We start from the raw sequence: 26,546 nt of genomic DNA on the forward strand, positions 1-26,546 counted from the left end.
AACGTCGCGGTCAACCGGGAGAAGCAGGCACGGTGCCGATGGCGGCCCTGCGAGCATCGTTGCAAGGCTCGTGCCGCTGCCGTATCTGCCGGATCGGAGGGAAGAAATGAGCAGGCCCAGCCGGCGGAGCCGCGGCAGTGTCACGATCGAAGACGTCGCGCGCATAGCAGGCGTGTCGGCGATGACCGTGTCGCGCGTCATCAACGGCGAGAAGAACGTCCGCGACAGCACGCGCGCCTCCGTGCAGGAAGCGATCGGCAAGCTCAATTATTCGCCGAACAGCGCGGCACGCAGCCTCGCGGCGGGCCAGGCCACCCATATCGGCCTGCTCTACGCCAATCCGAGCGCCGCCTATCTCAGCCAGTTCCTCGTCGGCGCGCTGGAAGGCGCGCGCCGCGCCGGTTGCCACCTGGTGATCGAAGCCTGTGAATCGGAGGGCGCCGACGAGCAGGCGGAAGCGACGCGGCGGTTCCTCACCACCAACGTCGAAGGCGTCATCCTGCCGCCGCCGCTGTCCGAATCGCAGGCGATCCTGGCGGAGCTTGCCGCCGCCCAGATATCGGTCGTCACGGTGGCGATGGGCCGGCCGCGCGCCGACGCGCTGAACGTGCGCATCGACGATTTCGCCGCCGCCGAGGAGATGACCCTGCACCTGCTCGAGCTCGGCCATCGCCGCATCGGGCTGATCAAGGGGTATCCTACCCATATTGCCAGCATCGAACGGGCGCGCGGCTTCCGGGCGGCGCTGGAGAGCAAGGGCATCGATGCCGATGCCGCGCCGATCGAGCAGGGCTATTTCACCTTCCGCTCCGGCCTGATCGCCACCGAGCGGCTGCTCGCCCGGCCGGAGCCGCCCACCGCCATCTTCGCCTGCAACGACGACATGGCCGCTGCCGCGGTGAGCGTCGCCCATCGCAAGGGGCTGGCCGTGCCCGAGGACATCAGCATCGTCGGCTTCGACGATACCGCGCCCGCGACCACGGTCTGGCCGGAGCTGACGACGGTTCGGCAACCGATTTCGGCGATGGCCGAGGCGGCGCTGGATCTTCTGCTTTCCGACCTTCGCGCGCGGCGGTCGGGCGAGCGGCCGGCCTCGGCCGAACGCGTGCTCCAGCACCAGCTCGTCATCCGGGAATCTTCGGCGCCGCCGGCTTCGGCACGGGCCAGGACGGTCCGCCGCGCGGGCCGCTGACCTTCGCCCGTGCTTCGATACGGCGTGCCGACAAGCTCGACGCCGCCTCGGCACGAGCGCACAGGAGAAGGCAGACCCGCTCATCTCGGCTAGCCGCTGAGCTGCTCGCCCCTGTGCAGGCAAACGGCGAAGCCGCGTATGAAGGATCGAGGCAGGCCGACATTCGCTCCGTATCGGGGCCCGCAAATATCGGATGGATATCCTGGCTGTTACCGCTAACAATAGGCCGAACGAGAGGCCCGGCGAATCGGGCACGAGGGGAGGAAGCGAATGACAGATGCGAGTCCCGCACGGGCAAACCCGGCACCCGGCATTCCCGCCCGGGCCAATATGGCCTTCATCGCGGCGATCGTCGCCGTGGCGACGATCGGCGGGTTCCTGTTCGGCTATGACAGCGGCGCCGTCAACGGAACCCAGGACGGCCTGCGAACCGCCTTCGACCTGGGCGACGGCGGCCTCGGCTTCACCGTCGGCTCGCTGCTGATCGGCTGCTTCGTCGGCGCCTTCCTCGCCGGCTGGCTGGCCGACAAGATGGGCCGCCGCAACGTCATGCTGATGGCGGCGATGCTCTTCTTCGTCGGCGCGCTCGTGCAGGGGCTCGCCGGATCGCAGATCGTCTTCGTGATCGCCCGGATCGCCGGGGGAATGGCGGTCGGCGCGGCGAGCGTGCTGTCGCCGGCCTATATCTCCGAGGTCGCGCCCGCAGACGTTCGCGGCCGCCTCACGACCGTACAGCAGATCATGATCATCACCGGCCTCACCGCAGCCTTCGTCGTCAATTATGCGCTCGCCGCCTCGGCCGGGGCCTCGACCGAATCCTTCTGGGTCGGCCTGGAAGCCTGGCGGTGGATGTACCTGATGCAGGCGATCCCGGCCGCGATCTTCTTCGTGGCCCTGCTGTTCATCCCGGAAAGCCCGCGCTACCTCGTCTCGAAGCGGCGCGAGGAGAAGGCGCACAGCGTCCTTACCAGCCTGTTCGGCGCCGACGTGGCCGAGACCAAGCTCCAGGAAATACGCGAAAGCTTCACCGCCGACCACCGCCCCCGCCTCCGCGACCTCAGGGCCCCCGGCGGCGGCATTCGGCCGATCGTGTGGGCGGGCATATTGCTCGCCGTTTTCCAGCAGCTCGTCGGCATCAACGTCATCTTCTATTATGGCGCGACGCTCTGGCAGCTCGCCGGCTTTACCGAAGACCAATCGCTGCAGATCAACATCGTCTCCGGCGCCTTGTCCATCGCCGCCTGCTTCGTGACCATCGCCCTGATCGACCGCATCGGCCGCAAACCGCTGCTTCTGATCGGATCGGCCGGGATGGCGGTGACGCTCTTCGCGATGGTCTTTGCCTTCGCCAACGGCACGCTGGACGCCGAGGGCAATCTGCAGCTGTCGAACGAGCTGGGCGTGATCGCCCTCGTCGCCGCCAATCTCTATGTCATCTTCTTCAACATCAGCTGGGGCCCGGTCATGTGGGTCATGCTCGGCGAGATGTTCCCGAACCAGATCCGCGGGTCGGCCCTCGCCGTTGCCGGCTTCGCCCAATGGTTCGCCAACTATGTCATTGCCCAGACCTTTCCGATCATGGCGGCCGGGCTCGGCCTCGCGGTCAGCTACAGCTTCTACGCCGTGTCGGCGGTAATCAGCTTCTTCCTGGTGAAGCGGTTCATCCACGAGACCAAGGGCAAGGAACTGGAGGCCATGGTCGGCTGAGGCCGTCGATGCGCCGGGCGGCCGCGCGAGGCGGCTGCCCGGTGCATCCAATCCGTTCGAAAGAGAGTGATGAGCCGAATTCCCGTCCGACCCTTCCGCTCGCGCGAATGGTTTGCCGCGCCCGAGCGCAGCGACATGACCGCTTTGTATCTCGAGCGGTTCATGAACTACGGGATCACGCCGGACGAGCTGCGCTGCGGCAAACCCATCGTCGGCATCGCCCAGAGCGGATCGGACATCACGCCGTGCAACCGCATCCATGTCGAGCTCGCGTCGCGGATCCGCGACGGCATACGCGATGCGGGCGGGATCCCGATGGAGTTCCCGGTCCATCCGATCTTCGAAAATTGCCGCCGGCCGACCGCTGCTCTTGATCGCAACCTCGCCTTTCTCGGCCTCGTCGAGATATTGAACGGCTATCCGATCGACTCGGTCGTCCTCACCACCGGATGCGACAAGACGACGCCGGCCGGCATCATGGCCGCCTCGACGGTCGACATCCCCGCCATCACCTTGTCGGGCGGGCCGATGCTCGACGGCTGGCATGAAGGCGAGCGGGTCGGGTCGGGAACCGTCATCTGGCGCAGCCGGCGCATGCTCGGCGCGGGGGAGATAGACGAAGAGGAGTTCCTGCGCCGCGCCGCCGATTCCGCGCCTTCGGCCGGCCATTGCAACACGATGGGCACCGCTTCGACGATGAACGCCGTCGCCGAGGCGCTCGGCCTGTGCCTGCCCGGCAATGCGGCGATCCCGGCGCCTTATCGGGAACGGGGCCAGATGGCGTATGAGACCGGCCGGCGGGCCGTCGAGATCGCCTATGAGGATCTGCGCCCGTCGCGCATCCTGACCCGCACGGCCTTCCTCAACGCAATCCGGATCGTCACCGCCATCGGCGGATCGAGCAATGCCCAGCCGCATATCGTCGCGATGGCCCGCCACGCCGGCGTCGACATTTCGACCGAGGACTGGATGGCCCACGGCTACGACCTGCCGCTGCTCGTCGACATGCAGCCGGCCGGACGGTATCTGAGCGAGAGCTTCCATCGCGCCGGCGGCGTGCCGGCGGTGATCTGGGAGCTGATCCGGGCCGGCCGTTTCGATGGCGAGGCGCTGACCGTGACCGGGCGAAGCCAGGCGGAGAACGTCGCCGGGCGCGAGGCGCGTGATCGCGACGTGATCCGCCCGTTCGAGTCGCCGTTGCGCGAGCGCGCCGGCTTCCTGGTGCTGCGCGGCAACCTGTTCGACTTCGCGATCATGAAGACCAGCGTCATCTCCGACGGCTTTCGCGAGCGCTATCTGTGCGTGCCGGGTCGCGAAGGCGTGTTCGAGGGCCGGGCGATCGTGTTCGACGGATCGGACGACTATCACCACCGGATCAACGATCCCGCCCTCGAGATAGACGAGGACTGCATCCTCGTAATCCGCGGCGCCGGGCCGATCGGCTGGCCGGGATCGGCCGAGGTGGTCAACATGCAACCGCCCGACCACCTGCTCCGCCGCGGCATTCAGAACCTGCCCACCATCGGCGACGGTCGCCAGTCCGGCACGTCCGACAGCCCGTCCATTCTCAACGCCTCGCCGGAAAGCGCCGTCGGCAGCGGCCTGTCCTGGCTTCGTACCGGCGATATCATCCGCATCGATCTCAACAAGGGCCGCTGCGACGCCCTGGTCGACGAGGCGGAGATCGCCCACCGCCGGGCCGAGCCGAGGCCCCCCGTGCCGGCGAACGCGACGCCGTGGGAGGAGATCTACCGGGAGAAGGTCGGCCAGCTCGCCGACGGCGCGGTGATCGAGGCAGCGCTCAAATATCGCCGCACGTCGGAGAAGACACCGCGGCACAATCACTGACCCGCCCCGCCGCCGGGGCGGTTCAGAGTGCCACGGGCGTCACCGGAAGGCCGGGCACGTCGGCCCGGAACGTGAAGAGATTGCCGGCCTCGGGCTGGCGCTCGAGATCCTCGGGCGCGAGATTGATCCGTGCGGTGGTGGCAAAGACGGTGCGAAGATCCTCGCCGCCGAAGGCGAGCTTCGTGACGTTGGCGACCGGGAAGCGAATGGTTTCGATCAGCTCGCCGGTCGGGGCATAGCGCCGGGCTTGCCAGCCGGCGAACAGCCCGACCCAGAGGCATCCCTCGCTGTCGACGGTCGGCCCGTCGGGATGGCCCTCCGCGGCCGGTATGTGCGCGAACAGGCGAGGCGTGCCGGCACTGCCGTCCTCCGACAGGTCGCTGGCGAAGATCCGCCCACCCAGCGTGTCCACCGTGTAGAGGATTCGCCCGTCGGGAGAGATTGCCGGCCCATTGGTGATGCAGAGCGGCGGATGGCCGGCATGCTCGACCCTCCCCTTCTCGAAGCGATAATAAGCGCCCGACGGCTGCTTTTCGGCATCGTCCATCGTGCCGAACCAGATCCGGCCCGCCGGATCGGTCACGGCGTCGTTCAGTCGGTTTCCCGGCCGGTCCGCCTCGACCTCCGCAAGCAGGGTGAAGCCGCCGCCGGCCGGATCGAAACGATGGAGGCCGCCCTGCAGGCCCGCCACCATCGATCCGTCATCGGCGGGGAGCACCCAGCCGACCTGCGCCGGCGCGTTCCAGCTTTCGAGCGGCCGGCCCTGGGGATCGAAACGGTGGATCCGCTTCTGCTTGATGTCGACGAACCACAAGGCGCGATCGCGCGCGACCCATACCGGTCCCTCGCCAAGGCTCGCGCCCAGTGCGCAAATGCTGATCGGCGCCGTCGTCATCGCCACCCCGCATCGATGAAATATTCGTGCCCGGTCACGAGCCGCGCATCGTCCGAAGCCAGGAACATTACCATCGCCGCGATATCCTCGGGAAGGAGGCGGCCCTTCAGGCTTTGCGCCTCGACGATCTCCGCCTCGCCCTGCGGCGTGTACCATTTGAGCTGGCGCGGCGTGCGGACGTTGCCCGGCACGACGCAGGTGACGCGGATTCCGTCCGGTCCGAGCTCTCGTGCCAAGGCGCGGGTAAGGCCTTCGATCGCCGCTTTCGCCGTCTGGTACAAAGCGAGGTCGGTGATTCCGAGATGCCAGGAAATCGATCCCAGATTGACGATCACGCCCTGCCCCCGCTCCCGCATTCCCGGGATCACCGCCTGCGAGCAGAAGAACTGGTGCTTCAGGTTCACGTTGAAGCGGTCGTTCCAATAGGCTTCGTCGACCTGCTCGAGCGTATGGCGATCGTCATTGGCGGCGTTGTTGACGAGGATGTCGAAAGGCCCGCGTTCCTCTATCTCACCGGCGATCGCGCTCTTGATCGCCGGAACTTCAGTAAGATCGACATGGCGGTAGCGAAGACCATTGTCGCGAGCGTTGGAGAGCCGCTCCACGAGCGAATTGGACGCCTGGTCGGAGATGTCGAAGAAGGTGACGTCCGCTCCCTGGCGCACGAATCCCTCGACGATTCCGGCACCGATTCCGGAGCCGCCCCCGGTCACGAGCACGCGCCTGCCGGACAGGCTCGGATAGAGAGCGCGCCGCTCGGGCGGGATGGGGTAATCCACCTGGGTCAGCCTCCGATGTAGACCGTCTTGATCTGGGTATAATATTCGACCGCGGCGAAGCCCTGTTCGCGCGGGCCGTAGCTCGACTTTCGAGAGCCGCCGAACGGCACATGATAATCGACTCCCGCGGTCGGCAGGTTCACCATCACCATGCCGGCGCGCACGTTGCGTCGATAATGACGGGCATGCTTCAGCGAATTGGTGATGATGCCGGCGGAGAGGCCGAACTGGCCGCGATTGGCGACTTCCAGCGCCTCGTCGTAATCGCGGACGCGGACGGTGCTGACGACGGGGCCGAACACCTCTTCATTGTTGATCCGCATGTCGGGCGCGGTATCGGCGATCACCGCCGGCGACATGTAGAAGCCGGGCGTCGGCAGCTTCAGCAACTCGCCGCCGGTGAGCAGTCGTCCGCCTTCCTTGGTGGCGATCTCGACATAGCTCAAATTTTGATCGAGCTGGGTCTGGTTCACCGCGGGGCCGATCTGGGTGGAGGGATCGAGCGCGTCGCCGACCTTCAGCGCACGGGCGCGTTCCGCCAGCGCCTCGACGAAGCGGTCGTGAATGCCTTCGGTGACGATCACCCGCGACGAAGCGGTGCAGCGCTGGCCGGTTCCAAAGAAGGCGCCGTCGATCGCGCAGGTGACCGCGCGATCGAGATCGGCATCGTCGAGGACGACCAGGGGATTCTTGCCGCCCATTTCGAGCTGGACCCTGGCCTGACGCTTCACCGCCGCCTCGGCGACCTTGCCGCCGACGAATTGCGAGCCGGTGAAGGAGATGCCGTCGACCTCGGGATGGTCGACGATCGCGGCACCGACGCCGCCCTCGCCGAGCACCATGTTGAACACCCCGGCCGGCGCGCCGGCTTCATGGATGATTTCGGCGAGCGCCCAGGCGATGGCTGGGGTCGGATTGGCCGGCTTCAGCACGACCGTATTGCCGAAAGCGAGCGCCGGCGCCGTCTTCCAGGCCGGAATGGCGATGGGGAAGTTCCAGGGCGTGATGAGGCCGAAGACGCCGATCGGCTCGCGATGGGTCTCGACGTCGATCGCCGGTCGGGTCGAAGGCAAAGTCTGGCCGTGGCGGCGCAGCGCCTCTCCGGCGAAATATTTGAAGATCCGCGCGGCGCGCATCACCTCGCCGGTGCCCTCCGGAACGGTCTTGCCTTCCTCGCGCGACAGCAGCTCTCCCAGTTCCCGGGCCCGCGCCATGATCGTCGAGCCCACCTTGTCGAGCAGATCCGACCGGACCTCGGGCGACGCGTCGGCCCAGGCCGGGAAGGCCGCACGCGCCGCCTTCGCCGCGGCATCGACCTCGTCCTTGCCGCCGGCCGGAAAGCGGGCGACGATCTCGTCGGTGTTCGAGGGATTGATGCTTGCGTGCGGCGTGTCCGCCGTCACCTTCTCGCCGTTGATGAAATGCGTGAGGTTCTGAGTCATCATTCCTGTCCCTGCTGCGCCGCCCCCGCGGCTTCCTGTCCCTGCTGCGCCGCCCCCGCGGCGATGAGGCCCCGCCCAGCCAGATTGGAGATGAGGTCGCGCACGCCGAAGCGCCAGGGCGCGGCGGCCTTCGAGGTGGCGACCCGATTGACGAGCGTGCCGAGCCGCGGGGAGGAAATTCGGACCACGTCGCCGACCTTGTGGGTGAAGCCGCGGCCGGGCTCGTCACGATCCTGGATCGGCGCGAAAAGCGTCCCGAGGAACAAGGCGAAGCCGTCCGGATAGTGATGCTCGCTCATCGCCTGTCGGACCAGCTCCTCCGGATCGCGGCTGATCTCACGCATCGAGCTGATGCCGTCCAGTCGATAGCCTTCCGGACCGTCTATCGCCAGCGCGACCTCGGCCGCGCGAACGTCGTCCAGCGTGAAGCGGTCGTCGAACAGGCGGATGAACGGACCGATCGCGCAGGACGCATTATTGTCCTTGGCCTTGCTGAGCAGCAAGGCGCTGCGGCCTTCGAAATCGCGGAGATTGACGTCGTTGCCCAAGGTTGCGCCTCGCGGGCGGCCGCGGCTGTCGACCGCCAGCACCACCTCGGGCTCCGGATTGTTCCAGCTCGAATCGGAGCGAACCCCGACCTCGGCGCCCCAGCCGACGCTGGCGAGGACGGCGGTCTTGGTGAAGATCTCGGCGTCCGGCCCGATCGCCACTTCGAGATATTGCGACCACATGCCGTCCTCGATCAGCGCGGCCTTCAGGCTCGCCGCCTCCGGGGAGCCGGGGACGACCGAGCGAATACCGGCCCCGATACGCGCCTCGAGCCGCTCGCGGACTGCCGCAGCGGCATCCATGTCGCCGCGCGCCGCCTCCTCGATCACCCGCTCGAGCGCCGAGACGGCGAACGTCACGCCCGCGGCCTTCACCACCTGAAGGTCGATCGGCGACAGCAGGAAGGGCGATGCCGGATCCTGGGCGGCAGCGCGGGCCAGCAGCGCCTCGACACCGAACAGCACCGGCCCGGAAACCGAGGCGGGCGCGTCGAGATCGAGCAGGTGGGCTATGGTCGGCGCCGCGCGCGATACGTCCTCGACCGCGCCGTCGCGCACGACGACGGGCGTCGGGCCCTCGCCCAGGTCGACGCGCCCGACCAGGATCGCCTCGCCGGAATCGTCCGGCAGCATCGCTTCCGAAGAAAGGGCTTCCAAGCCGCTCCGTCCCCTACGTCCCGCTTCTGTGTTAGCGCTCACATCAACGCTGGCCGCCGCGCTGTCAAGCACGGTTTCGGGACCGAAATCAGTCGATCGGAGGTCGAAACGCTCGCTGCTGGGAGCCCGCGGCTCGCTCGGCAGGCACAAGGAAGCGGGGTAGGCCACTCCCGATCGGGCAGCACAGATCCGCTCGCCCGGATCAGGCGCCACCGCGCCGTCAGCCAATCTCGACGGCGCATCCCTGCTCGGCACTTTGCCTCGCCGCCTCGATGATTGCGAGGCCCAGGCGCGCATCGGCCGGCTCGATCGGGACCGGCGCTCCCTCGGCAATGGCGGCGGCAACGCGGCGGTAATATTCGGGATAAAGGCCCCCTAGGGTGGGGATGCGCTCGCAGCCGCCGTCCGGCAAGGTTATGATCCCGTGCAGACGCTGCGGCTCCTCGCCATAGCCGGGCTCATCGGGCCGAAGGCCGGTTTTGAGCTGGTCCTCCTGGGGGTCGATCCCGAATTTCACCAAGCTGCCGCCCTTGGCATACAGCGCGAAGCGCGGCCGCGGCGCGGCGACGAGGGTGGACGCCGAGAGGATCACGCGGCGGGGGCCATAATGAAAGGTCAGCGCGAAATAATCGTCGACGGCCGCACCGGAGCGCTGGACCGCAAGGTCGCCGGAGATCCGCTCCGGAGCCCCGAACAGGACAAGGGCCTGGTCGATGAGGTGCGAGCCGAGATCGTAGAGCAGCCCGGTACCTTCGGCGGCCTCGTCCTTCCAGCCGGGACGAAGAGCGAGCCGGAAACGGTCCCAATGCATCTCGCATAGCATCACCTCCCCGATCCGCCCTGAGGCAAGCAGCTCGCGGACGGTGAGGAAGTCTCCGTCCCAGCGGCGATTGTGGAAGACCGTGAGCCGCCGGTCGCGTTCGTGCGCGAGCGCGATCAACCGGTCGGCCTGCTCCGCGCTGGCCGCGAACGGCTTGTCGACGACGACATGCTTGCCCGCCTCCAGCGCCGCCATGGCAAGCGGGAAATGGCTCGCATTCGGCGTGGAGATGACGATGAGGTCGATCGCCGGATCGGCGATAAGCGCCTGCGGATCGGATACGGCCCTGAGGCCTTCGGGAACGGCGCGTCGGGTGGCGACGGCCTCCAGCGAAAGAAGCGGGCAGCTCCGGATCAACGGCGCGTGGAAGACCGCGCCGCCCAGGCCGTAGCCGATCAGGCCGGTCCTGATCGTCACGACCGCATCAGCGCTTCAGGACCCGCCGAGGCGGCTGCGCAGCGCCGCGGCGGCACCGACCAGGCCGAGCGCCGGTTCCTCGACGAGCATGGCCGGCACCCTGGCAAGCTCCGCACCGAAGCGGCCCTTGTCGTCGAACCGACGCCGGAAGCCGCCCGAAAGGAGCTCATCCCGGAGCGGCCGGAGCATTCCGCCGGCGAGGTAGACGCCCTGCCAGGCGCCGAACATCAAGGCGACATTCCCGGCAAAGCTTCCGAGCACTTCGCAGAAGATCCGGATCGCCTCGGCCGCCAGTGGATCCTCGCTCTTTCGCTCGGTGACGGCCTCCGGAGTCGCCGCGGCCTCGCCGCCGCCGATCGCGCGATAGATGTTGAGCAGGCCGGCGCCGCAAACCAGCCTTTCGTAGGAAACCCGGTGGTGGCGCCGCTTGAGCCAGGCGAGGATCCGCTCTTCCTCGTCATTGACCGGCGCGAAGTCGGCATGGCCGCCCTCGCTCGAGAAGACGGTGACGCCGCCGTCCGAAACGCTGATGGCGCTGACGCCGAGGCCGGTTCCGGGTCCGACCACCGCCTGCATGCCCGGCCGCACGCCGTCCGTCGCGGGTTCGCCGAGGCGCGTGAGCCGGGCCGGATCGATCTCGACGATACCCCAGCTGTTGGCGGCGAAATCGTTGATGGCGAACAGTTCGTCGAAGCCGAGCTGGCGACGCGTGGCCGCGACCGAGAATATCCAGGGGCAGTTGGTGACCTTGACCTCGTCACGGTTGGCCGGCGCCGCGACGGCGATCATTCCCGCTTTCACCCTGCCCTGCGGCGCGACCTCGGCAAGATAGGCGACGGCGGCATCGGGAAGATTCGGGAAATCGGCGGTTCGCCAGCTGCGCGGTTCGATCGCAGGGCCCCGGTGGTCGAGCGGCGCGAGCGCGAAGCGCGCGTTGGTGCCCCCGATGTCGGCGACCAGCGCCAGGTCGCCCAAAGCCTGCCGAGCCGTCGCGGCCGCCGTCGGCACGCATGGCTGTCCTTCCGGAGACTGGATCAAGCCGGAACCCGTCATTCCCCCGATGGGTCCATCTTCGTCGCGACCATTGCTCACGGGTCGGCTACATCGACAACGGACAGGAGTGTCAACCGCTCAGGTGGCGGCCCTCGCGGTCGAGGCGCGCTTCTTCAGGTCGTGCCCGACCCAGGTGACGGGTGGAACCTGCACGCCCCTGACCAGATCGATGAGCAGGCCGGTCGCACGATGCGCCATGTCGTAGACGGGTTGGTGGACGGTCGTCAGGGTCGGCCAGACGATGCCGGCAAGCTCGGTATCGTCGAAGCCGGCCACGGAGAGCTCCGACGGGACGGCGACGCCGCATTCGTGCGCAGCGAGAATGACTCCGGCCGCCATGTCGTCGTTGCCGGCAAAGATGGCGGTGGGTCGGTCCGGCCGCTCCAGCAGCCGGTGAGCGGCCTCGCGGCCGGAAGGCGCGGTGTTGAAACCCTGCTCGCGTGGCGCGGCCTCGGCATCGAGGCCGGCGGCGGCCAGCGCCGCGCGCCAGCCTTGCTCGCGCAGCCGGCTCGACGAATGGCCGGGATGGCCGGCGACGAAGCCGATGCGGCGATGACCGAGGCCGAGCAGATGTTCGGTCATCTCGCGGGCGGCGGCGCGATCGTCCATCATCACGGCGGGAGCGCCCTCTCCCGCCCCTTCGGGGGCGATGAGCACGAAGGGCAATCCACGACGACGCAGCGCCTCCACGAGCTGAGAATCGGCCGACAAAGGCGGCGTGACGACGAGACCGTCGACATGCGTTTGCGCCACCATCGCAAGAATCTCGCCGATCCTCTGCTCGCCGTCGCCGCCGCACGCTTGGATGAGGAGGCGCAGTCCGCTCTCCCGGCAGCGCGCGATCGCCCCGCTCTGGACCGCGTAGACATAGTTCGCACTGGGATTTTCGTAGACGAGGCCGAGCTGGTTGGAGCGGCGGCCGGCGAGGCTGCGCGCCGGCAGGCTCGGCTGGTAGTTGAGCGCGGCCATGGCCTCGCGCACCCGGCGCCGGGTGTCGGCCCGGACGCTCGGCTCGTCGTTGAGGACCCGGGAAACGGTCTTGATCGAAACGCCGGCCAAAGCGGCAACGTGGTCAATGGTCTTTCGCGTCATCGAGGTTCCAAACTAGAGGGCTTCCAGCTCGCGCAAGGATCGGCCGCGAGTCTCCCGTCCGGCATAAGCGACGAGCAGCGCCGACACGCCCATGGGCGCGAGCAGCGCCAGGGCCGCACCCCCCAGCGTCGGGATCAGCCCGACGAGGGCGAAGCCCTGCACGGCGACTCCCCCGAATTTGCTGCTGCCGGCGATCAGGCCGGTGGCACGGCCGCGTATGCCGAGCGGGTAATTTTCGGCGGAATAAGGCAGCAGGACGGCGATCATGCCGTTCGTTCCGACGATGAGCATGGCGATGACGGCGACCAGTACCGGCGGCCAGGAAAGGACCGAGGCGGGAAGCAGCGCGCCGACCAGCCCGCCGAAAGTGAGCAGGATCGTGCCCACCAGGGTCCATTTGCTGCTCCACCGGCTGTAGAACCAGGCGGCGAGCATGATCGTCGGCAGCGCGACGAGGGCCGAGCTGGCGAGGATGCCGCTGGCCAGCTCCGCGCTGTAGCCGCGCGCCTGAAGATCCGCCGGAAGCCAGAGCAGAAGGCCGAAATTGACGAAGCTCCACGACAAAGCGGCGATGGTCAGCGCCGCGGTCAACCGGCCGTGGCGCCGGGCCGCCACCGGTGCATCGTCGGGCGCCGGCGGGCGGGCGCGTGGAACGATGCCGAACCTCCGCTCCATCTGCTCGAGCTCGGCGGCGCGGCCCTGCTCGGCGAGGAAACGCGGCGATTCCGGAATCAGACGGGCGAGCATCAGGAGGATGATGCCGGTGGGAAAGCCCTGCAGCCAGAGGCTGCGCCACCCGAAGAGCGGCTCGAAGGCGTGGGCGGCGGCGCTGGCGGCGAGATAGCCGCCGACCAGGCCGGTGCCGCCGACCAGGACCAGCACCCAGCTGCGGTGGCGCGGCGGCATGACCTCCGCGAGCAAGGTGTAGACGACGGGGAGCATGCCGCCGGCCGAGCAGCCCATCAGGAAGCACATGAGCAGGTTCAGCTCGAAAAGGGGCATGGCGCCGCAAATGGCCGTCGACACGAACAATATGGTCGAAAGCAGGATCGACACGCGCCGTCCATAGACGTCGGCGAGCCAGCCCCAGACGAACGAGCCGATCGTCGTGCCGATCAGCGCGACGAACGGGAGCAGCGCGGTGGTCGAGAAGGCCAGGCCATATTCCCGGCTCATCCCCGGCAGGACGAAGCCGAGCGTGGCGGGCTTCATCACGTCGATGACGAGGCCGAACGTCAGGACGAGCAGGACCCCGGCATGCCAGCGGCCGAGCGGCGTGCCGTCCGGCGCTTCGTAGCTGGTGCCGGCATGGGCGCCGTGCGGAGAACGCGCTTTGGGCAAGGCGCCGTAAATGGCGGCCGGGACCCCGAGGACGATCAGCGCCATCCCGATCCACATGCCGGTATCCATCGGCATACCGACGAGACGGTTGTCCATGTGGTGCGCCATGGCGAGCATCGGCAAGTGAAGGAGCACCCCCACCCCGATCGCGGCGCACCCGCCCCAGAAGATCGGGGCGCGCTCCCCGATGATCGGCACTCCTGGCGCGGGCGGGCTGCTCATGACGTCCATCTATGCCGGCGCGGATGCCCACGACAGCCGGTTCAACGTGCCGCCCGCAGCGCGTCCGCGCTTCGATGTCTCACCGCGGCACGCGCCGCGGACAGCGCCGACCGGCCGCCGCGGCGCTCACGGCTGGCCGCATTGCGCCTGGTCGACGGCCGCGCTGGCGACTCGAACCTCCGAGACGGAGAGGCCAAGGCGGCCCTGCGCGGTGATGACCAGGGGCGCCGCGACGCGATCCATGGCGACACCGCCCTGAGCAAGGCAGCGTAGCGGGATGGTGAGCGTGCGCCATTCGCCCGTCGGCGCACCGCGCAAGGCGCCGGTCACCGGCACGCTGGCCTCGCAATCTTCGCCGCAGGCCATGCCGACCGCCACCGTGCCGGCCGGAGGCGCATCGACCCGATAGTCGAAAACCAGGCTGAGCTGGCCCAGCGATTCGCGCGAAAGGTCGAGCGGGTCCGGCGACCGGATGCTCGCCTTGCCGCCCGACCCGCTCCAGGTGATGCGACGGGCATCCTCCTGCGCGTGGCGATCGGTCCCGCGCATCTCGACGCCCGGGTCGCCGACGAAGGTCAGGCCGGGCGCCAGCCGACCGCGCACGAAGATGACTCCGGACTCGGTCGCCATGCCCTCGGGCCGCTCTTCGGAAAGCTGCGGCAGGTCACCCGGATCGGAATAACCGAGGCCATGGCCATAAGCGAACAGCGGATCATAGTTCGCGTCCCCCCGATTGAGCGGGGTCTGATCGGGCCGCCTGGGCCAGGAGAATGACAGCCGACCGCGAAAGTCGTGGCGGACCGACCCGTCGGCATTGGCGAACAGCACGTCGGCGACCCCGCCGCCCTCGCTCCCCGGCAGGAAGGCGGCGACGAAGGCGTCGGCCGCATTGAGCTCCGGATTGACCCACATCGGCCGGCCGGAGAGGAAGACCGCGACCACCGGGATCCCGTCGGCGCGAAGGCGCCGCATCAGCTCCAGATGGCTCTTGTCGCCCGGACTGAATTCGAGCGTCTGGCGGTCGCCGACGAACTCGGCATAGGGATCTTCGCCGAACACGACGATCGCGACGTCGGGCCGCGCCTGGTAGCGCCCGCCGGCGCTCAACGTCGCGGTCCCGCCGGCGGCGGCGACCGTTTCCCTGATGCCGGCGAAGATCGACTGCGCGTTGGGGAAATGCTCGTTGCCGACGTCGGTCCCCTGCCAGGTGATCGTCCAGCCGCCCGATTGACGGGCGATATTGTCGGCGCCGTTGCCGGCGACGAGGACGTTCGCGCCGGGGCGAAGCGGCAGCACATGGCCCTGATTCTTGAGGAGAACGAGCGATTCTCGGACGGCCTGGCGGGCGACGGCGCGATGCTCGCGCGAGCCCAGCAGTTCGAAGCGCCCGGCGAACGGCCGCTGCGACGGCCGCACTTCCTCGAACAGCCCGGCGCGGATCTTGATCCTGAGAATGCGCCTGACCGCCTCGTCGAGCCGCTCCCTCGCAATCTCGCCGGAGCGGACCTGGGCCAAGGTGTTGGCGTAGAGTTCGCGCCAGCTGTCCGGCGCCATGAACATGTCGAGCCCGGCATTGATGCTCTGCGCGCAGGAAGTGTTGGTGCAGCCTTCGACCTGGCCGTGCCCGTTCCAGTCGCCGACCACGAGCCCGTCGAAGCCCATCTGCTCGCGCAGCGCCCCTGTCAGCAGGTCGCGGCTGCCATGCACCTTCTCGCCGCGGACGCTGGAAAAGGAGGCCATGATCGCCTGCACGCCGGCCTCGATCGCCGGCGGATAGCCGGCGCCGTGAATATCGCGCAGCGTCTCGGCGTCGGCCGGACTGTCTCCCTGGTCCCGGCCATCGGTGGTGCCGCCGTCGCCGACAAAATGCTTGGCCGTCGCGATGACTCGCCCCGGGCCGAGAAACTCAGGCGTGCCGGGCCGGCCCTGAAGTCCCTCGATCATCGCTCCGGCATAAGCGCGGACGATCTCGGGATCCTCGGAAAAGCCCTCATAGGTCCGGCCCCAGCGGTCGTCGCGCACGACGGCCAAGGTCGGCGAGAAGTCCCAGTCGATTCCGGTCACCGTCATCTCGATCGCGGTGACCTCGCCGATGCGGCGGATGAGGTCCGGATTTCGCGTCGCGCCGAGGCCGATATTCTGCGGAAAGATGGTCGCGCCGACGACGTTGGCGTGGCCATGGACTGCGTCGATCCCCCACATGACCGGGATGCGCAGCCCGTCCTCGGGTCCGTCCATCGACGCGTCCCAGAATGCGTCGGCGAGGGCCAGCCATTCGGCCGCCGGAGCGGTTTCCCGGCCGCCCGGCGAGCTGTTGCCCCCGGCGAGGATGGAGCCGAAGCGGTAGCGGCGATATTCCTCCGGCGTGATGCTGGCGATGTCCGGCTGGACGATCTGGGCGACCTTCTGCTCGAGCGTCATTCGCGCCAGCATCTCGTCGATCCGCGCCTCGACGGACGGATCGCGCGGCACGCGGCTGGTCACCGCCGGCCAGCGCACAGCCGGCGACGGGGCGTGCGTCTGGGCCGCCTCGGACGGCGCTCGCGACAGCGGCGCCACCGCGGACTCTCCCGGATTGGCGCAGGCGGTAGCCAGAAGGCCCGCCAGCGTGGCGAAATATTGCGGCTTCAGGATCGGCACGAGATTCTCCTCCCGGACGCGCGGACCTCTCGATGGGACAGTCGCGTCGAGCAAACCTATTTGACAGCGCTGTCAAATGGCAAGGGGCTTGTTGAAGAGGCGGCGCAGGCAGCAATTTCCCGCGCTCGGCCGCTCACGCTAGCCGGACTTTTTGCCCTTCCTCTCGGCGGCAGCGAGAACCGATCCGCGCGTCTTTACGGTCTTGAGGCAGACCATCGTCGCCGAACGCTGGACTCCGGGAAGCGCCGAGATGCTGAACCTCAACAGATTGTCGAGATCGTCGACATCCTTGCAGATGACCTTGGCGATATAGTCGGCGTCGCCGGCGATTGTGTGGCATTCGATGACTGCAGGACAGTCCCGTACAGCCGCTTCGAACTCGGGGCGGCGGCCGAAATCGATGCTGATCTGGACGAACGCATAGACGCCCAGGCCCAGCGCCCTCGGATCGACATCGGCATAATAGCCGGTGAGAGCACCCGACCGTTCCAGCGCCTGGACGCGCATCCAGCAGGGCGTCTTCGAAAGGCCGACATTCTCGGCCAGGGTGCTGAAGGACTGCCGCGCGTCACGCTCGAGGGAGGCAAGGATAGAGCGGTCGACGGCATCCACAGGCATGTCCCTTCGCTTGGCAGGGCGCGGCGCGCGCCGTCATCCATAGTAGCGATCGGACAGACGCACGGAAGAACATAATTCCGGAGAGCGATCCATCTGCGGGACGTTGTTCTTCACATCCTCCGCATGCCAGTCCAAGAGAGGACAATGTTTGCGGCGTTGGATCCTATGATCGCCGCATGTCGAGCGTAAGCGAAGAAATCGGCCGGAACGGGCCATCCGTCACCTATGACAGCTACCTGCTCATTGCGGAGCTGACGGCCTGCCAGCAGCCCTTGTCCGCAGAGCATGACGAGATGCTCTTCATCATCATCCATCAGGCATCGGAGCTCTGGCTCAAGCTCTGCCTTCACGAGCTTTCCGGCGCGCGAGATCTGCTCAGGGAAGACGCGCTGGACCCCGCGCTCAAGATGCTCGCGCGCGTTACGCGCGCACAGATGCAGATGATCCAGTCCTGGGACGCCCTGGCGACCATGACTCCGTCCGATTATCATCGTTTTCGCCCCTTCCTGGGATCGAGCTCCGGATTCCAGTCCGGGCAGTACCGACTCCTCGAATTCATCCTCGGCGCACGAAGCCGGCGGATGATCGAAGCGCAGCCGAACGAGGCGCTTGCGCGCCGTCTCGAGCAGGAGCTCACCCGGCCGAGCCTCTATGACGAGGTCCTCCACCTTCTCTTCCGTCGCGGCTTCGGCGTCCCGCGGGACCGGCTGGACCGTGACCCTGGCGCCGACTACCACCCCTCGACCGAAGTGGAATCCTGCTGGCTCGAAGTCTATGAAAGGCCGGAGGCCCACTGGTCGCTGTACGAGCTGGCGGAAAAGCTGGTCGACATCGAGAACGATCTCCAGCGATGGCGCTTCGCTCACCTGAAGTCCGTGGAACGCATCATCGGATTCAAGAAAGGCACGGGCGGGACTTCGGGCGTCGCCTATCTGGAAAACGTGCTGAAGCAGCGCTTCTTTCCGGAACTGCTTTCGGTCCGGACGCGCGTCCAGTGAAGGGGGCACTCGACGAAAGCGGCCCCGGCCCTTCGCCTTCGCCGGCAGCCTGGTCCTGCTCCGCGGGCGGGATCATCGACCGCGAAGCGGCGGTCCGGCTCGATGCGGCCGATCCCCTCAGGCCGTACCGCGACCGCTTTCGTCTGCCACCGGGCTGCATCTATCTCGACGGCAACTCGCTCGGCGCTCTTCCGGCGACGACGTCCGCCCGTCTCACCCGCGTCGTCGAGGAGGAATGGGGGCAGCACCTCATCCGCAGCTGGAACGATCATGACTGGATCGCCGCTCCGGCACGCATCGGGGCCAAGATCGCCCGGCTGATCGGCGCGACGAGCAAGGAAGTCATCGTCGCGGATTCAACGTCGGCCAACCTGTTCAAGCTGATCGTCGCCGCCTTGCGAGCACGCCCCGACCGGAGGGCGATCGTGACGGAGGCGGGCAATTTCCCGACCGACCTCTACGTCACGCAGAGCGCGGCAGACCTGATCGGGGCCGAACTGCGGACGGTTTCCACGGAGCATGTGCTGGACGCCATCTCGGAGGATGTGGCCCTGGTCGTGCTCACCCACGTTCACTACAAGACCGCCGCCAGGCTGGACATGCGCCGAATAACGCAGGCGGCGCATGCCAAAGGCGCGCTGATTCTGTGGGACCTCAGCCACAGCGCCGGGGCGGTGGAGCTGGACCTCAACGGCGCCGCGGTCGATCTGGCCGTCGGATGCGGCTACAAATATCTGAACGGCGGCCCCGGCGCACCGAGCTTTCTGTACATCGCGGAGCGACACCAGCCCGTCATGCATTCGCCGGTCGCAGGGTGGATGGGCCATCGCGATCCCTTCGCCTTCCGGGACCAATATGTCCCCGCCGAGGGTGTCGACCGCTTCCTTTGCGGAACGCCGCCGCTGCTGAGCCTGCTCAGCCTCGAAGCGGGGCTGGACGTCCTGGCCGACGCCGACATGGGCATGATCGAGGGCAAGGCCCGGATGATGGGCGACTTCTTCATCGCCGCGGTCGAACAGTCGTGCAGCGGCTTCGGCCTGGAGCTGGCGAGCTGCAGAGACTCCTCGGCGAGGGGCAGCCACGTCTCCTTCGCGCATCCGCAAGCCTATGCGATCATGCAGGCCCTGATCCGGCGCAACGTGATCGGCGATTTCCGTGCCCCGGACATTGCGCGCTTCGGGTTGACACCTCTCTATCTCGGCTTCGAGGATCTGTGGAACGCAGTGGAAATCCTGCGCGACGTACTCCATCGGGAGACCTGGCGCTCGGAAACCCAGGAGACGCGAGCCAGGGTGACGTGAGCGGCTCCGGGGGTAACGTCATTTCGCACATGCCAAGCGGACGACGCCGCTCGTCGGCCGAACTGGACTGAACGGAGGAAGGAATGCGAATTCGCCTTGCCCTTGCGCTGACCGCCGCGGCGCTGCCCTTCTTCCTTTCCTCTCCTTCTGCGGGCGTGTGGCAGAATGAGGCGCTGGCGAACCCGCCGCTTGCCGAAACCGCCCCTCGAGAGGCCCGAGCCGCTGCGCCGGCTTCGTCCGCCGTCACCGTCTATCGCGGAGCGACGCTCATCGACGGCACCGGTGGGCCTCCCCGGGCCGGGGTGTCCATCCTGGTCGACGGACCGCTGATCACCGCCATTCTCCCCGCCGGAAGCGACGAGGGCATTCCGGAAGGGGCGCAGATCGTCGACGCCACGGGCCTCTATGTGCTGCCGGGGCTGATCGACTCCCACGTCCACCTCGCCACGCCGCCCAATCGCCGGCGCGCCGAGGCCATTTTGCGGCGGCAGGTCTATGGCGGAATCACGGCCGTACGGGACATGGCCGACGACCTGCGCACAGTGGGCGACCTGGCCCGCGGTGCGCGGCTTGGCGAACTCGCGGCGCCGGACATCTATTATGCCGCGCTGATGGCCGGCCCCAGCTTCTTCACGGACCCGCGGACGATAGCGGTAGCCCAGGGGGAAACTCCCGGCGAAGTGCCCTGGATGCAGGCCATCACGGAGGAGACGGACCTGCCTCTCGCCGTGGCGATGGCGCGCGGCACGAGTGCGACCGGCATCAAAATCTATGCGAACCTTCCCGGCTCCCTCGTCGAGCGGATCACCCGGGAGGCGCATCGCCAGAACATTCCCGTCTGGGCCCACGGCATGGTCTTCCCGGCCTCGCCGGCCGAAGTGATCGGCGCCGAAGTCGATGTGGTCTCGCACGTCTGCTATCTCGCTTATCAGCTGTCGGAGGTGCGCCCGTCGAGTTACCAGGAACGCGTGCCGGTCGATCTCACGCCGTTCGCGAATGGCGACAATCCGGCCATGGCTTCGCTCTTCCGGCGGATGAAGGCACAGGACATCATCCTGGATGCGACCAACCGCATCTATGTCGAGGAAGAAAAAAGGCTCCAGGTCGCGCGGCCCGGCGATCCCCCGCAATGCCCGTCCGACCTGGCCGTCCGGCTGACGAGGCAGGCCTTCGCCGAAGGCGTGCTGATATCGGCGGGCACCGATGGCATCAGCACCTGGAGCGAGCCTTATCCTGCCTTGCACGAAGAGCTGGAAATATTGGCGGAAAGGGTCGGCATGCCCACTCTTCAGGTCATCCAATCGGCGACGCAGATTGCTGCGCGGACGATCGGAAGGGAGAGCGAGATGGGCACGATCGTGCCGGGCAAGCTCGCAAACATGGTGTTCGTCACGCGCGATCCATTGGCCGACATCTCCAATCTCCGGTCGGTGTCGTTCACGGTAAAGCGCGGCAAAGTGTATGACCGCAGCGACTATGTACCCGCCACGGCCGAGGAATTCGGTATTCAGGCGGCGCGAGAGCAAGCGAGCGGAAATTGAGGGAGGAGCATTTCATGGTTGCAGCGGATGCCAGTCGGCGCGAGTTTCTGATGATGACGGGCGCCGCGGGCGTCGCTTCCGCCATGCTCGGTCACAGTTCGGCTTCCGCCCAGCAAGCGGGCGGAGAGGGCTGGGGAGACGCGGTCATCGTCAACGCCCTGGGCGGGCTCAGCAACCCCAATGTCATCAGGAACGACGTGGACAGTGCGATCCAGCGGGGCGTGCGGCGCCGAAGGCAGCTCGACGAGCGGACGCTGGCCGATGCGCATGCCTCGGGACTCACCGCGGTCAACTGCACATTGGGCTATGTCGCCGGGGAAGGCGACCCGTTCGAAGTCTCGGTCTCCGATATCGCCAATTACGATCAGATGATCCGCGCGCAGTCCGGGGACCTCGTGAAGGTATTGACCGCGGCCGACATCCTGAACGCCAAGCGGGACCGAAAGATCGGGATAATCTACGGTTTTCAGAATGGCGCCCCCATCGGCGACGACCTTGCCCGGGTGGACGTCTTTGCGGACCTCGGCGTCCGGATCATTCAGCTGACCTATAATCCGGCCAACAAGATCGGCGATGGGTCCATGGCGCCGCAGAATCGCGGGCTCACCGAATTCGGTCGCCAGGTCCTGGAACGGCTCAACCAGAACCGGGTGATGGTGGACCTGTCGCATAGCGGGCAGAATACCTGCCTGGAGGCGGCGCGCCTGTCTCGGCAGCCGATATCGATCAGCCACACCGGATGCCGTGCACTGACCGACCTGCCGCGCAACAAGACCGACGAGGAATTGCGGCTAGTTGCGGAGAAAGGAGGGTTCGTCGGCATCTATTTCATGCCGTTCCTCGACATGGACGGGAGCGTGATGGCTGCCGACATCGTGCGGCATATCGAGCATGCGGTGAACGTGTGCGGCGAAGACCATGTCGGCATCGGTACGGACGGACCGGTGACCCACATCGACGATCTGGAGGCCTATCGCGAACGCCTCGCCGAAGAAGTCGCCTTTCGCCGCCGGACGGGAATCGGCGCGGCGGGCGAGGGGCCAAACACTCTTCCCTTCGCCCTGGACTTGCGAGGCCCGACCCAATTCCATCGTCTCGCCCAACTGCTCCAGGAGCGTGGCCATTCGAGGACGCGCATCGAAAAGATCCTGGGAACGAACTTCGTCCGCCATGCGAGGAATGTCTGGGGCGCATGAGCGCAGGCCAGGCGACCGCTATGCGCGGGAAGCCCACGGTTCAGAACGGTACGGGTGTTCCGATCCCCCGGGTGCGGCCCTCGCGGTGGACGTGCTCGGCAGCAGCCAGGTCCTGGACGATGTTCCCAAGGGACTTGTACAGCGTGATTTCATGCGAGGTGATGCGGCCCGGTACCGAGCCGGCCATGACCTCGCCGATTTCGCCCAGGATATGATCGTCGCCGATCAGCCCTGATCGCTTCGCCCGAAGGTATTCGCCGCCCTGCGCCATTACGCTGGCGCGGTGGTCCGCGAAGAAGCGCGCGCCGGTCACCAAATCCTCGGCAATTTCCGCCGGCCCGGCACGGCTCGAACCGACCGCGTTGATGTGCACGCCGGCGGACACCATGCCGTGCGACAGGATAGGATCGGCCGCTGCGGTGGTGGTGCAGATGATCTCCGCCCCGGCGACGGCGTCGGCCGGATCGGACGCGGCGCGCCCCTCGAGACCGATGGCGCGGACGCGCTCCGCGAAGGCGGTGGCACGTTCCGGCGACCGTCCCCAGACGGCGACTTGATCGATGGGACGGATCCGCCGGATCGCCTCGACATGGCGCCAAGCCTGCTCTCCATAGCCCAATATGGCGAGCCGGCGCGCATCCGCGCGCGCGAGGCAGTCGGTCGCGGCCGCCGACGCCGCTGCCGTCCGAATCGCCGTGATCTCGCCGGCGTCGAGGACGGCCGCCGGCGCCCCTCCTCGTCCGTCGAAAAGCAACATGAGGCCCTGGTGGGACGGCAGCCCCTTCGCGAAATTCCCGTCGAAGACGCTGATCACCTTGGCGCCGAACGGCCCACCATCCGGGAAGGCGCCCGGCATGACGCCGAAGGCCCGGTCCTCCGCGAGGTCGATGATCCCTCTGGGCAACTGCTTCGTCGCGCCCTCGGACAAGGCCATCATGGCCTGCCGCATCAGCGGAATGCAGGCCTCGTACGGCAACAGGGCTGCGACCTCGGCGGCAGAATAGACGAAGAGACTCACGGACGCCCGGCGGCCCCATTCCGATCGAGCCGGCGGCGGAACCAGCGGATGAGCAGGAAAGCGTTCAGGATCATGACGACCCCATAGATGTTCTGGGTGACGGCCAGAGGGAGGCTTCCGAGCATGGTGAGCGTAAGGAATATCGCCATCGTGGCATTCTGAACGCCGACCTCGATGCCGATGGTCATGGAATCCCGCCTGTCGGCGCCAAGCGCCCGGGCCAGTCCGACACCGGCGGCGATGGCGGCGACATTGAGCGTCCAGATGGCGGGACCCGCGGCGACCAGGTTGAGGAGAACCATTTCGAGGCTCACGGCCACGGAGAAGGCTATGACGCCTACCAGCACGATGAGAGAGGTCGGCCGGAGCCACGTAGCCATCCTGCCCGCCTTGTCCGGCGCGAAATGCCGTACCAGCATGCCCGCGGCAATCGGCGCGGCAGTGAGCTGCAGGAGCTGCAATATCGTACCGGGCACGGAGAGCGTCGGGATATCGGCGCCGCCGTCGGTCAGGAAGAAGGGTATCGCCCAGCTCAGCAGCAGCGGGATGCTGAACACGGTAACCATGCTCGACAAAGCCGTCAGGACGACGGCGAGAGCGACATTGCCGCGCCCCACGAAAGTGAGGGCGTTGGAAGTCGTCCCGGCCGGGCAGATGGAGATGATGAACAGCCCCAATGCGAGCTCCGGCGACAATCGGAACAAGGTGCCGATCAGCAGGCCGAGGATCGGAAGCATGATCAGCTGACCACCAAGCCCGACGATCACCATCCTCGGATGAGTCAGGACGAGCCCGAAATCCCGCAGCACCAGCGTGAGGCCCATGCTGAACATGATCAGCATGAGCCCCACCGGCACGAAGACGGAGTTCACGAAAGCAACGAACTCGGGGGTCATCTATCCACTTCCGGCCGGGATCCCGACTCGCCGATCAAGAAACGTCAGAAGCGGTAGGCGACCTGAATCCCGGCCTCGCGCGGCTCGTTCGTCAGAACCCGGTCCGGAATTCCGGGCCGGCTCTCGATCGTCCAGTTCGTGAAGGCCCGCTCATTGAACAGGTTGCGGACATAGAGCGAAGCATCCCAGCCCTGTTCCTCGATCCCTATCCTCAGGTCCACCAGGGCATAGTCGCCGACCTTCCTGCGCAGTGGATCGGTCGGACTGAACGTCGTGTAGGCGGCGCCGACATAGGCGAAGTCGGCTCGCGCGAAAGCTCCGAGACCCGCGACGTCGAACCTTTGCTCGACGCCCGCATTGGCCGAGAATCGGCTCGTATAGGGTATCCGCTCTCCCTTCCTTCCGGCGTTCGGATCGGGCGGCGGTCCGGCGACGAGAGGATTGTCCTCGGTCAGCTTCTGATCGGAATAGCGGAGCGCGAAATTGGTCGAGAAGCCCGGCAGAGCTGCGGGGTCGAACCTTCCCTCGAGCTCCGCACCCTTCAGGTCCGCCTTGCCGGCGTTGGAGGTATAATTGAAAGCGCCGGTCGGATCCCTCTGCGAAACCTGGATGTCGTCCCAGGTCATGTAATAGAGCGCACCGTTCAGCAGGAGCTGCCGTCCGAACAGAGTGGACTTCCAGCCCAGCTCGTAATTCTGGACCAGGTCCGGGCCATAGCTCAGCGGATAATTGCCGAGCAGGCCGGGTGCGTTCGGTCCGCCTTCGCGAAAGCCCTCGGAAAATATGCCGTAGACGAGAACGTCCTCGGTGGCGTCGTAGGACAGCTGGAAGCGCTTCACATTGCCGTCGGACGAGGCTCTCTGCGTCGGCTGCGGGCCCAGCGGACGACCGAACACGTCGAGTTCCAGGCTGGATTCGTTCCGGCGCTTCATCTCGTAAAATCGCACCCCGGCTTCCGCGGTGAGACGATCGGTGATGTCGTAGGTCGCGTTCAGGAAGGCCGCCCGGTTTCTCACGAACTGGCTGCTCGGCTGGATGAAGAAGGGCTCGGGCGGCGAGTCCGGAAGGCCGGTCTCCGGCTCGACATAGAGGCCGGCGCTCACTGCCTCGAGATCGCGATTCTCGAAGAAGATCCCCGTCACGATCTGGATCGGGGCATCGAAGTCAGAGGCGAAGCGCAATTCGCCCGTTGTCGCATCTGTGCGGGACGTCTGGTTGATCGAACCGTATCTCGGCGCGACGAACTGACTTTGATCGAAGACGAAGAAGGCATCGCGCCGATAGGTGGAGATCGTGCCGGTCACCGTGCCGAAACCCAGCCCCTGCTCGATGGTCAGGTTGAGGAGGCGCAGTTCGTCCTCATAAGGCTCCAGGACCGGATTCGGACGGGAATCGGCGGTCGAGAGCACGCGGCTGGTGTCGTCCAGCTCCGTCTTCTGGTAAATGGCCGAGGCCAGGATCGTCGTGTCGGGGCCAGGCGTGAGCGCGATCTGAATGCGTCCGCCATGGGTGTTCTCGGTATCGGACTGGTCCCGGTCGAGCGCCGGAAGGTCGACGAGGCCGTCTACCCGGCGCCAATATCCCACTGCGCGGACGGCGAGCAGGTCTTCGACGACCGGCAGGTTCAGCATGCCGTTGGCTTCGGTTCGCCAGCCGCCGTCGCGCGCACGAATTCCGACCCGGCCCCCCACCGCGCCCTCGAACTCGTTCGAATCCGGCTTGCGGGTGATGTATCTTATGGTGCCGCCCTGGGAGCTCGCGCCGTAAAGGGTGCCCTGCGGACCGCGAAGGATCTCGACCCGCTCGATGTCGTAAAGGCCGAGATCGGTCTGGCGGACATTGGTGCCGCCGACTCCGCTGAGCGGCGTCTCGTCGAGATAGATGGCAACCTGCGGCGCGCCGGCGCTGGCGGCAAGGCCCCGGATGATGACCGTCCTGTTGCTCTGACCGCCGGTGGTGGTGACCCCCGGCACGAGGCGCGCAATGTCCTCCAGCGTCGTCGCGCCGGTCCTCTCGAGTTGCTCGGTGCCGATCGCCGAGATGTTATAGGGGATGTCCTGGATGTTGACATTGCCCCGCTTCGAGGCGGTCACCACGATCTCGGTGGAGTCATTCTCCGACGACGCCTCCGGCGATACTTCCTGCGCCCAGGCCGTGCCCGACAGCGCCAGGGAGATTAGCGCAGAAGGGAGAGCTCGTGCGGATACTTCCACGGAGCGCTCGAATACGGTCTTAGCCTCTTCCATCTGGACCCCTTGCTTTGCTGGATTCCCGGCAGCCCCACGGACAGCGGGTGCCTTTCAGCTCTCCCCGGACTCCCTTGGC

Annotated in this window: 20 protein-coding genes; 7 read left to right on the forward strand and 13 right to left on the reverse strand. The window is 67.1% G+C overall.

Annotated features, from left to right (window positions below):
* Positions 1–106: 106 nt before the first annotated feature.
* The 3 genes from EKM57_RS19225 to EKM57_RS19235 all read left to right on the forward strand — a co-directional run bounded on the left by EKM57_RS19225 (position 107) and on the right by EKM57_RS19235 (position 4,747).
* A complete protein-coding gene (locus tag EKM57_RS19225; RefSeq protein ID WP_129794146.1) occupies positions 107–1,192 on the forward strand; it encodes a LacI family DNA-binding transcriptional regulator in 1,086 nt (361 codons plus the stop codon).
* 270 nt (positions 1,193–1,462) lie between these two features.
* The gene (locus tag EKM57_RS19230) at positions 1,463–2,899 is read left to right on the forward strand and encodes a sugar porter family MFS transporter (protein WP_129794147.1); all 1,437 of its coding nucleotides are present in this window, start codon (positions 1,463–1,465) and stop codon (positions 2,897–2,899) included.
* A gap of 69 nt (positions 2,900–2,968) precedes the next feature.
* The gene (locus EKM57_RS19235) at positions 2,969–4,747 is read left to right on the forward strand and encodes an IlvD/Edd family dehydratase (RefSeq protein ID WP_129794148.1); all 1,779 of its coding nucleotides are present in this window, start codon (positions 2,969–2,971) and stop codon (positions 4,745–4,747) included.
* A gap of 22 nt (positions 4,748–4,769) precedes the next feature.
* On the opposite strand, the gene EKM57_RS19240 is transcribed toward EKM57_RS19235, so the two are convergent.
* The 10 genes from EKM57_RS19240 to EKM57_RS19285 form a co-directional block, all read right to left on the reverse strand.
* Positions 4,770–5,642, reverse strand: a complete 873-nt coding sequence (locus tag EKM57_RS19240) for an SMP-30/gluconolactonase/LRE family protein (RefSeq protein WP_129794181.1) — start codon at positions 5,640–5,642, stop codon at positions 4,770–4,772.
* Positions 5,639–6,421: an SDR family NAD(P)-dependent oxidoreductase gene (locus EKM57_RS19245; protein ID WP_129794149.1), complete on the reverse strand. Its 783-nt coding sequence runs from the start codon at positions 6,419–6,421 to the stop codon at positions 5,639–5,641. The genes EKM57_RS19240 and EKM57_RS19245 overlap by 4 nt, the downstream gene beginning before the upstream one ends.
* Positions 6,422–6,426: 5 nt before the next feature.
* Complete coding sequence (locus EKM57_RS19250; protein WP_243451147.1) at positions 6,427–7,866, reverse strand: aldehyde dehydrogenase family protein; 1,440 nt, start codon at positions 7,864–7,866, stop codon at positions 6,427–6,429.
* Positions 7,863–9,044, reverse strand: a complete 1,182-nt coding sequence (locus EKM57_RS19255; protein WP_129794183.1) for a fumarylacetoacetate hydrolase family protein — start codon at positions 9,042–9,044, stop codon at positions 7,863–7,865. Before EKM57_RS19255 ends, EKM57_RS19250 begins: the two co-directional genes overlap by 4 nt.
* A 244-nt stretch (positions 9,045–9,288) precedes the next feature.
* Complete coding sequence (locus tag EKM57_RS19260) at positions 9,289–10,305, reverse strand: oxidoreductase (RefSeq protein ID WP_129794150.1); 1,017 nt, start codon at positions 10,303–10,305, stop codon at positions 9,289–9,291.
* Positions 10,306–10,320: 15 nt separating this feature from the next.
* Complete coding sequence (glk, locus tag EKM57_RS19265) at positions 10,321–11,313, reverse strand: glucokinase (RefSeq protein WP_165357558.1); 993 nt, start codon at positions 11,311–11,313, stop codon at positions 10,321–10,323.
* 123 nt (positions 11,314–11,436) lie between these two features.
* Complete coding sequence (locus tag EKM57_RS19270; RefSeq protein WP_129794152.1) at positions 11,437–12,450, reverse strand: LacI family DNA-binding transcriptional regulator; 1,014 nt, start codon at positions 12,448–12,450, stop codon at positions 11,437–11,439.
* A 12-nt stretch (positions 12,451–12,462) separates the two neighbouring features.
* Positions 12,463–14,013 carry an MFS transporter gene (locus tag EKM57_RS19275; RefSeq protein ID WP_243451148.1) on the reverse strand — a complete coding sequence of 517 codons (1,551 nt, stop codon included), beginning with the start codon at positions 14,011–14,013 and terminating at the stop codon, positions 12,463–12,465.
* A 126-nt stretch (positions 14,014–14,139) separates the two neighbouring features.
* Complete coding sequence (locus EKM57_RS19280) at positions 14,140–16,653, reverse strand: exo 1,3/1,4-beta-D-glucan glucohydrolase (protein WP_243451149.1); 2,514 nt, start codon at positions 16,651–16,653, stop codon at positions 14,140–14,142.
* 138 nt (positions 16,654–16,791) lie between these two features.
* The gene (locus EKM57_RS19285; protein ID WP_129794153.1) at positions 16,792–17,271 is read right to left on the reverse strand and encodes an Lrp/AsnC family transcriptional regulator; all 480 of its coding nucleotides are present in this window, start codon (positions 17,269–17,271) and stop codon (positions 16,792–16,794) included.
* Positions 17,272–17,447: 176 nt separating this feature from the next.
* On the opposite strand from EKM57_RS19285, the gene EKM57_RS19290 reads away from it, so the two are divergent.
* From EKM57_RS19290 to EKM57_RS19305, 4 genes are all read left to right on the forward strand, one after another.
* On the forward strand, positions 17,448–18,269 hold the full coding sequence (locus EKM57_RS19290; protein WP_129794154.1) for a tryptophan 2,3-dioxygenase: 822 nt from the start codon (positions 17,448–17,450) through the stop codon (positions 18,267–18,269).
* Positions 18,270–18,340: 71 nt separating this feature from the next.
* Positions 18,341–19,570: a kynureninase gene (kynU, locus tag EKM57_RS19295; protein ID WP_129794186.1), complete on the forward strand. Its 1,230-nt coding sequence runs from the start codon at positions 18,341–18,343 to the stop codon at positions 19,568–19,570.
* A gap of 83 nt (positions 19,571–19,653) precedes the next feature.
* The gene (locus EKM57_RS19300; RefSeq protein ID WP_129794155.1) at positions 19,654–21,111 is read left to right on the forward strand and encodes an amidohydrolase family protein; all 1,458 of its coding nucleotides are present in this window, start codon (positions 19,654–19,656) and stop codon (positions 21,109–21,111) included.
* 14 nt (positions 21,112–21,125) lie between these two features.
* The gene (locus EKM57_RS19305) at positions 21,126–22,307 is read left to right on the forward strand and encodes a dipeptidase (protein WP_243451150.1); all 1,182 of its coding nucleotides are present in this window, start codon (positions 21,126–21,128) and stop codon (positions 22,305–22,307) included.
* A 40-nt stretch (positions 22,308–22,347) separates the two neighbouring features.
* Here EKM57_RS19305 and EKM57_RS19310 read toward each other — a convergent pair whose 3' ends face one another.
* From EKM57_RS19310 to EKM57_RS19320, 3 genes are read right to left on the reverse strand one after another with little or no spacing between them, the layout of a single operon-like run.
* Complete coding sequence (locus tag EKM57_RS19310) at positions 22,348–23,325, reverse strand: ornithine cyclodeaminase family protein (protein WP_129794156.1); 978 nt, start codon at positions 23,323–23,325, stop codon at positions 22,348–22,350.
* Positions 23,322–24,221 (reverse strand): bile acid:sodium symporter family protein, encoded by a 900-nt coding sequence (locus EKM57_RS19315; protein WP_129794157.1) that lies wholly within the window; start codon positions 24,219–24,221, stop codon positions 23,322–23,324. Before EKM57_RS19315 ends, EKM57_RS19310 begins: the two co-directional genes overlap by 4 nt.
* 44 nt (positions 24,222–24,265) lie before the next feature.
* Complete coding sequence (locus EKM57_RS19320; RefSeq protein ID WP_129794158.1) at positions 24,266–26,467, reverse strand: TonB-dependent receptor; 2,202 nt, start codon at positions 26,465–26,467, stop codon at positions 24,266–24,268.
* Positions 26,468–26,546: the final 79 nt, after the last annotated feature.

This window comes from Sphingosinicella sp. CPCC 101087 (assembly GCF_004151485.1).
Classification (GTDB): Bacteria; Pseudomonadota; Alphaproteobacteria; order Sphingomonadales; family Sphingomonadaceae; genus Allosphingosinicella.

Coding starts and splice junctions, on each gene's coding strand:
- EKM57_RS19225 (WP_129794146.1), top strand. CDS start 107: ATGAGCAGGCCCAGCCGGCGGAGCCGCGGCAGTGTCACGATCGAAGAC.
- EKM57_RS19230 (WP_129794147.1), top strand. CDS start 1,463: ATGACAGATGCGAGTCCCGCACGGGCAAACCCGGCACCCGGCATTCCC.
- EKM57_RS19235 (WP_129794148.1), top strand. CDS start 2,969: ATGAGCCGAATTCCCGTCCGACCCTTCCGCTCGCGCGAATGGTTTGCC.
- EKM57_RS19240 (WP_129794181.1), bottom strand. CDS start 5,642: ATGACGACGGCGCCGATCAGCATTTGCGCACTGGGCGCGAGCCTTGGC.
- EKM57_RS19250 (WP_243451147.1), bottom strand. CDS start 7,866: ATGATGACTCAGAACCTCACGCATTTCATCAACGGCGAGAAGGTGACG.
- EKM57_RS19255 (WP_129794183.1), bottom strand. CDS start 9,044: ATGCTGCCGGACGATTCCGGCGAGGCGATCCTGGTCGGGCGCGTCGAC.
- EKM57_RS19270 (WP_129794152.1), bottom strand. CDS start 12,450: ATGACGCGAAAGACCATTGACCACGTTGCCGCTTTGGCCGGCGTTTCG.
- EKM57_RS19275 (WP_243451148.1), bottom strand. CDS start 14,013: ATGAGCAGCCCGCCCGCGCCAGGAGTGCCGATCATCGGGGAGCGCGCC.
- EKM57_RS19285 (WP_129794153.1), bottom strand. CDS start 17,271: ATGCCTGTGGATGCCGTCGACCGCTCTATCCTTGCCTCCCTCGAGCGT.
- EKM57_RS19290 (WP_129794154.1), top strand. CDS start 17,448: ATGTCGAGCGTAAGCGAAGAAATCGGCCGGAACGGGCCATCCGTCACC.
- EKM57_RS19300 (WP_129794155.1), top strand. CDS start 19,654: ATGCGAATTCGCCTTGCCCTTGCGCTGACCGCCGCGGCGCTGCCCTTC.
- EKM57_RS19305 (WP_243451150.1), top strand. CDS start 21,126: ATGGTTGCAGCGGATGCCAGTCGGCGCGAGTTTCTGATGATGACGGGC.
- EKM57_RS19315 (WP_129794157.1), bottom strand. CDS start 24,221: ATGACCCCCGAGTTCGTTGCTTTCGTGAACTCCGTCTTCGTGCCGGTG.
- EKM57_RS19320 (WP_129794158.1), bottom strand. CDS start 26,467: ATGGAAGAGGCTAAGACCGTATTCGAGCGCTCCGTGGAAGTATCCGCA.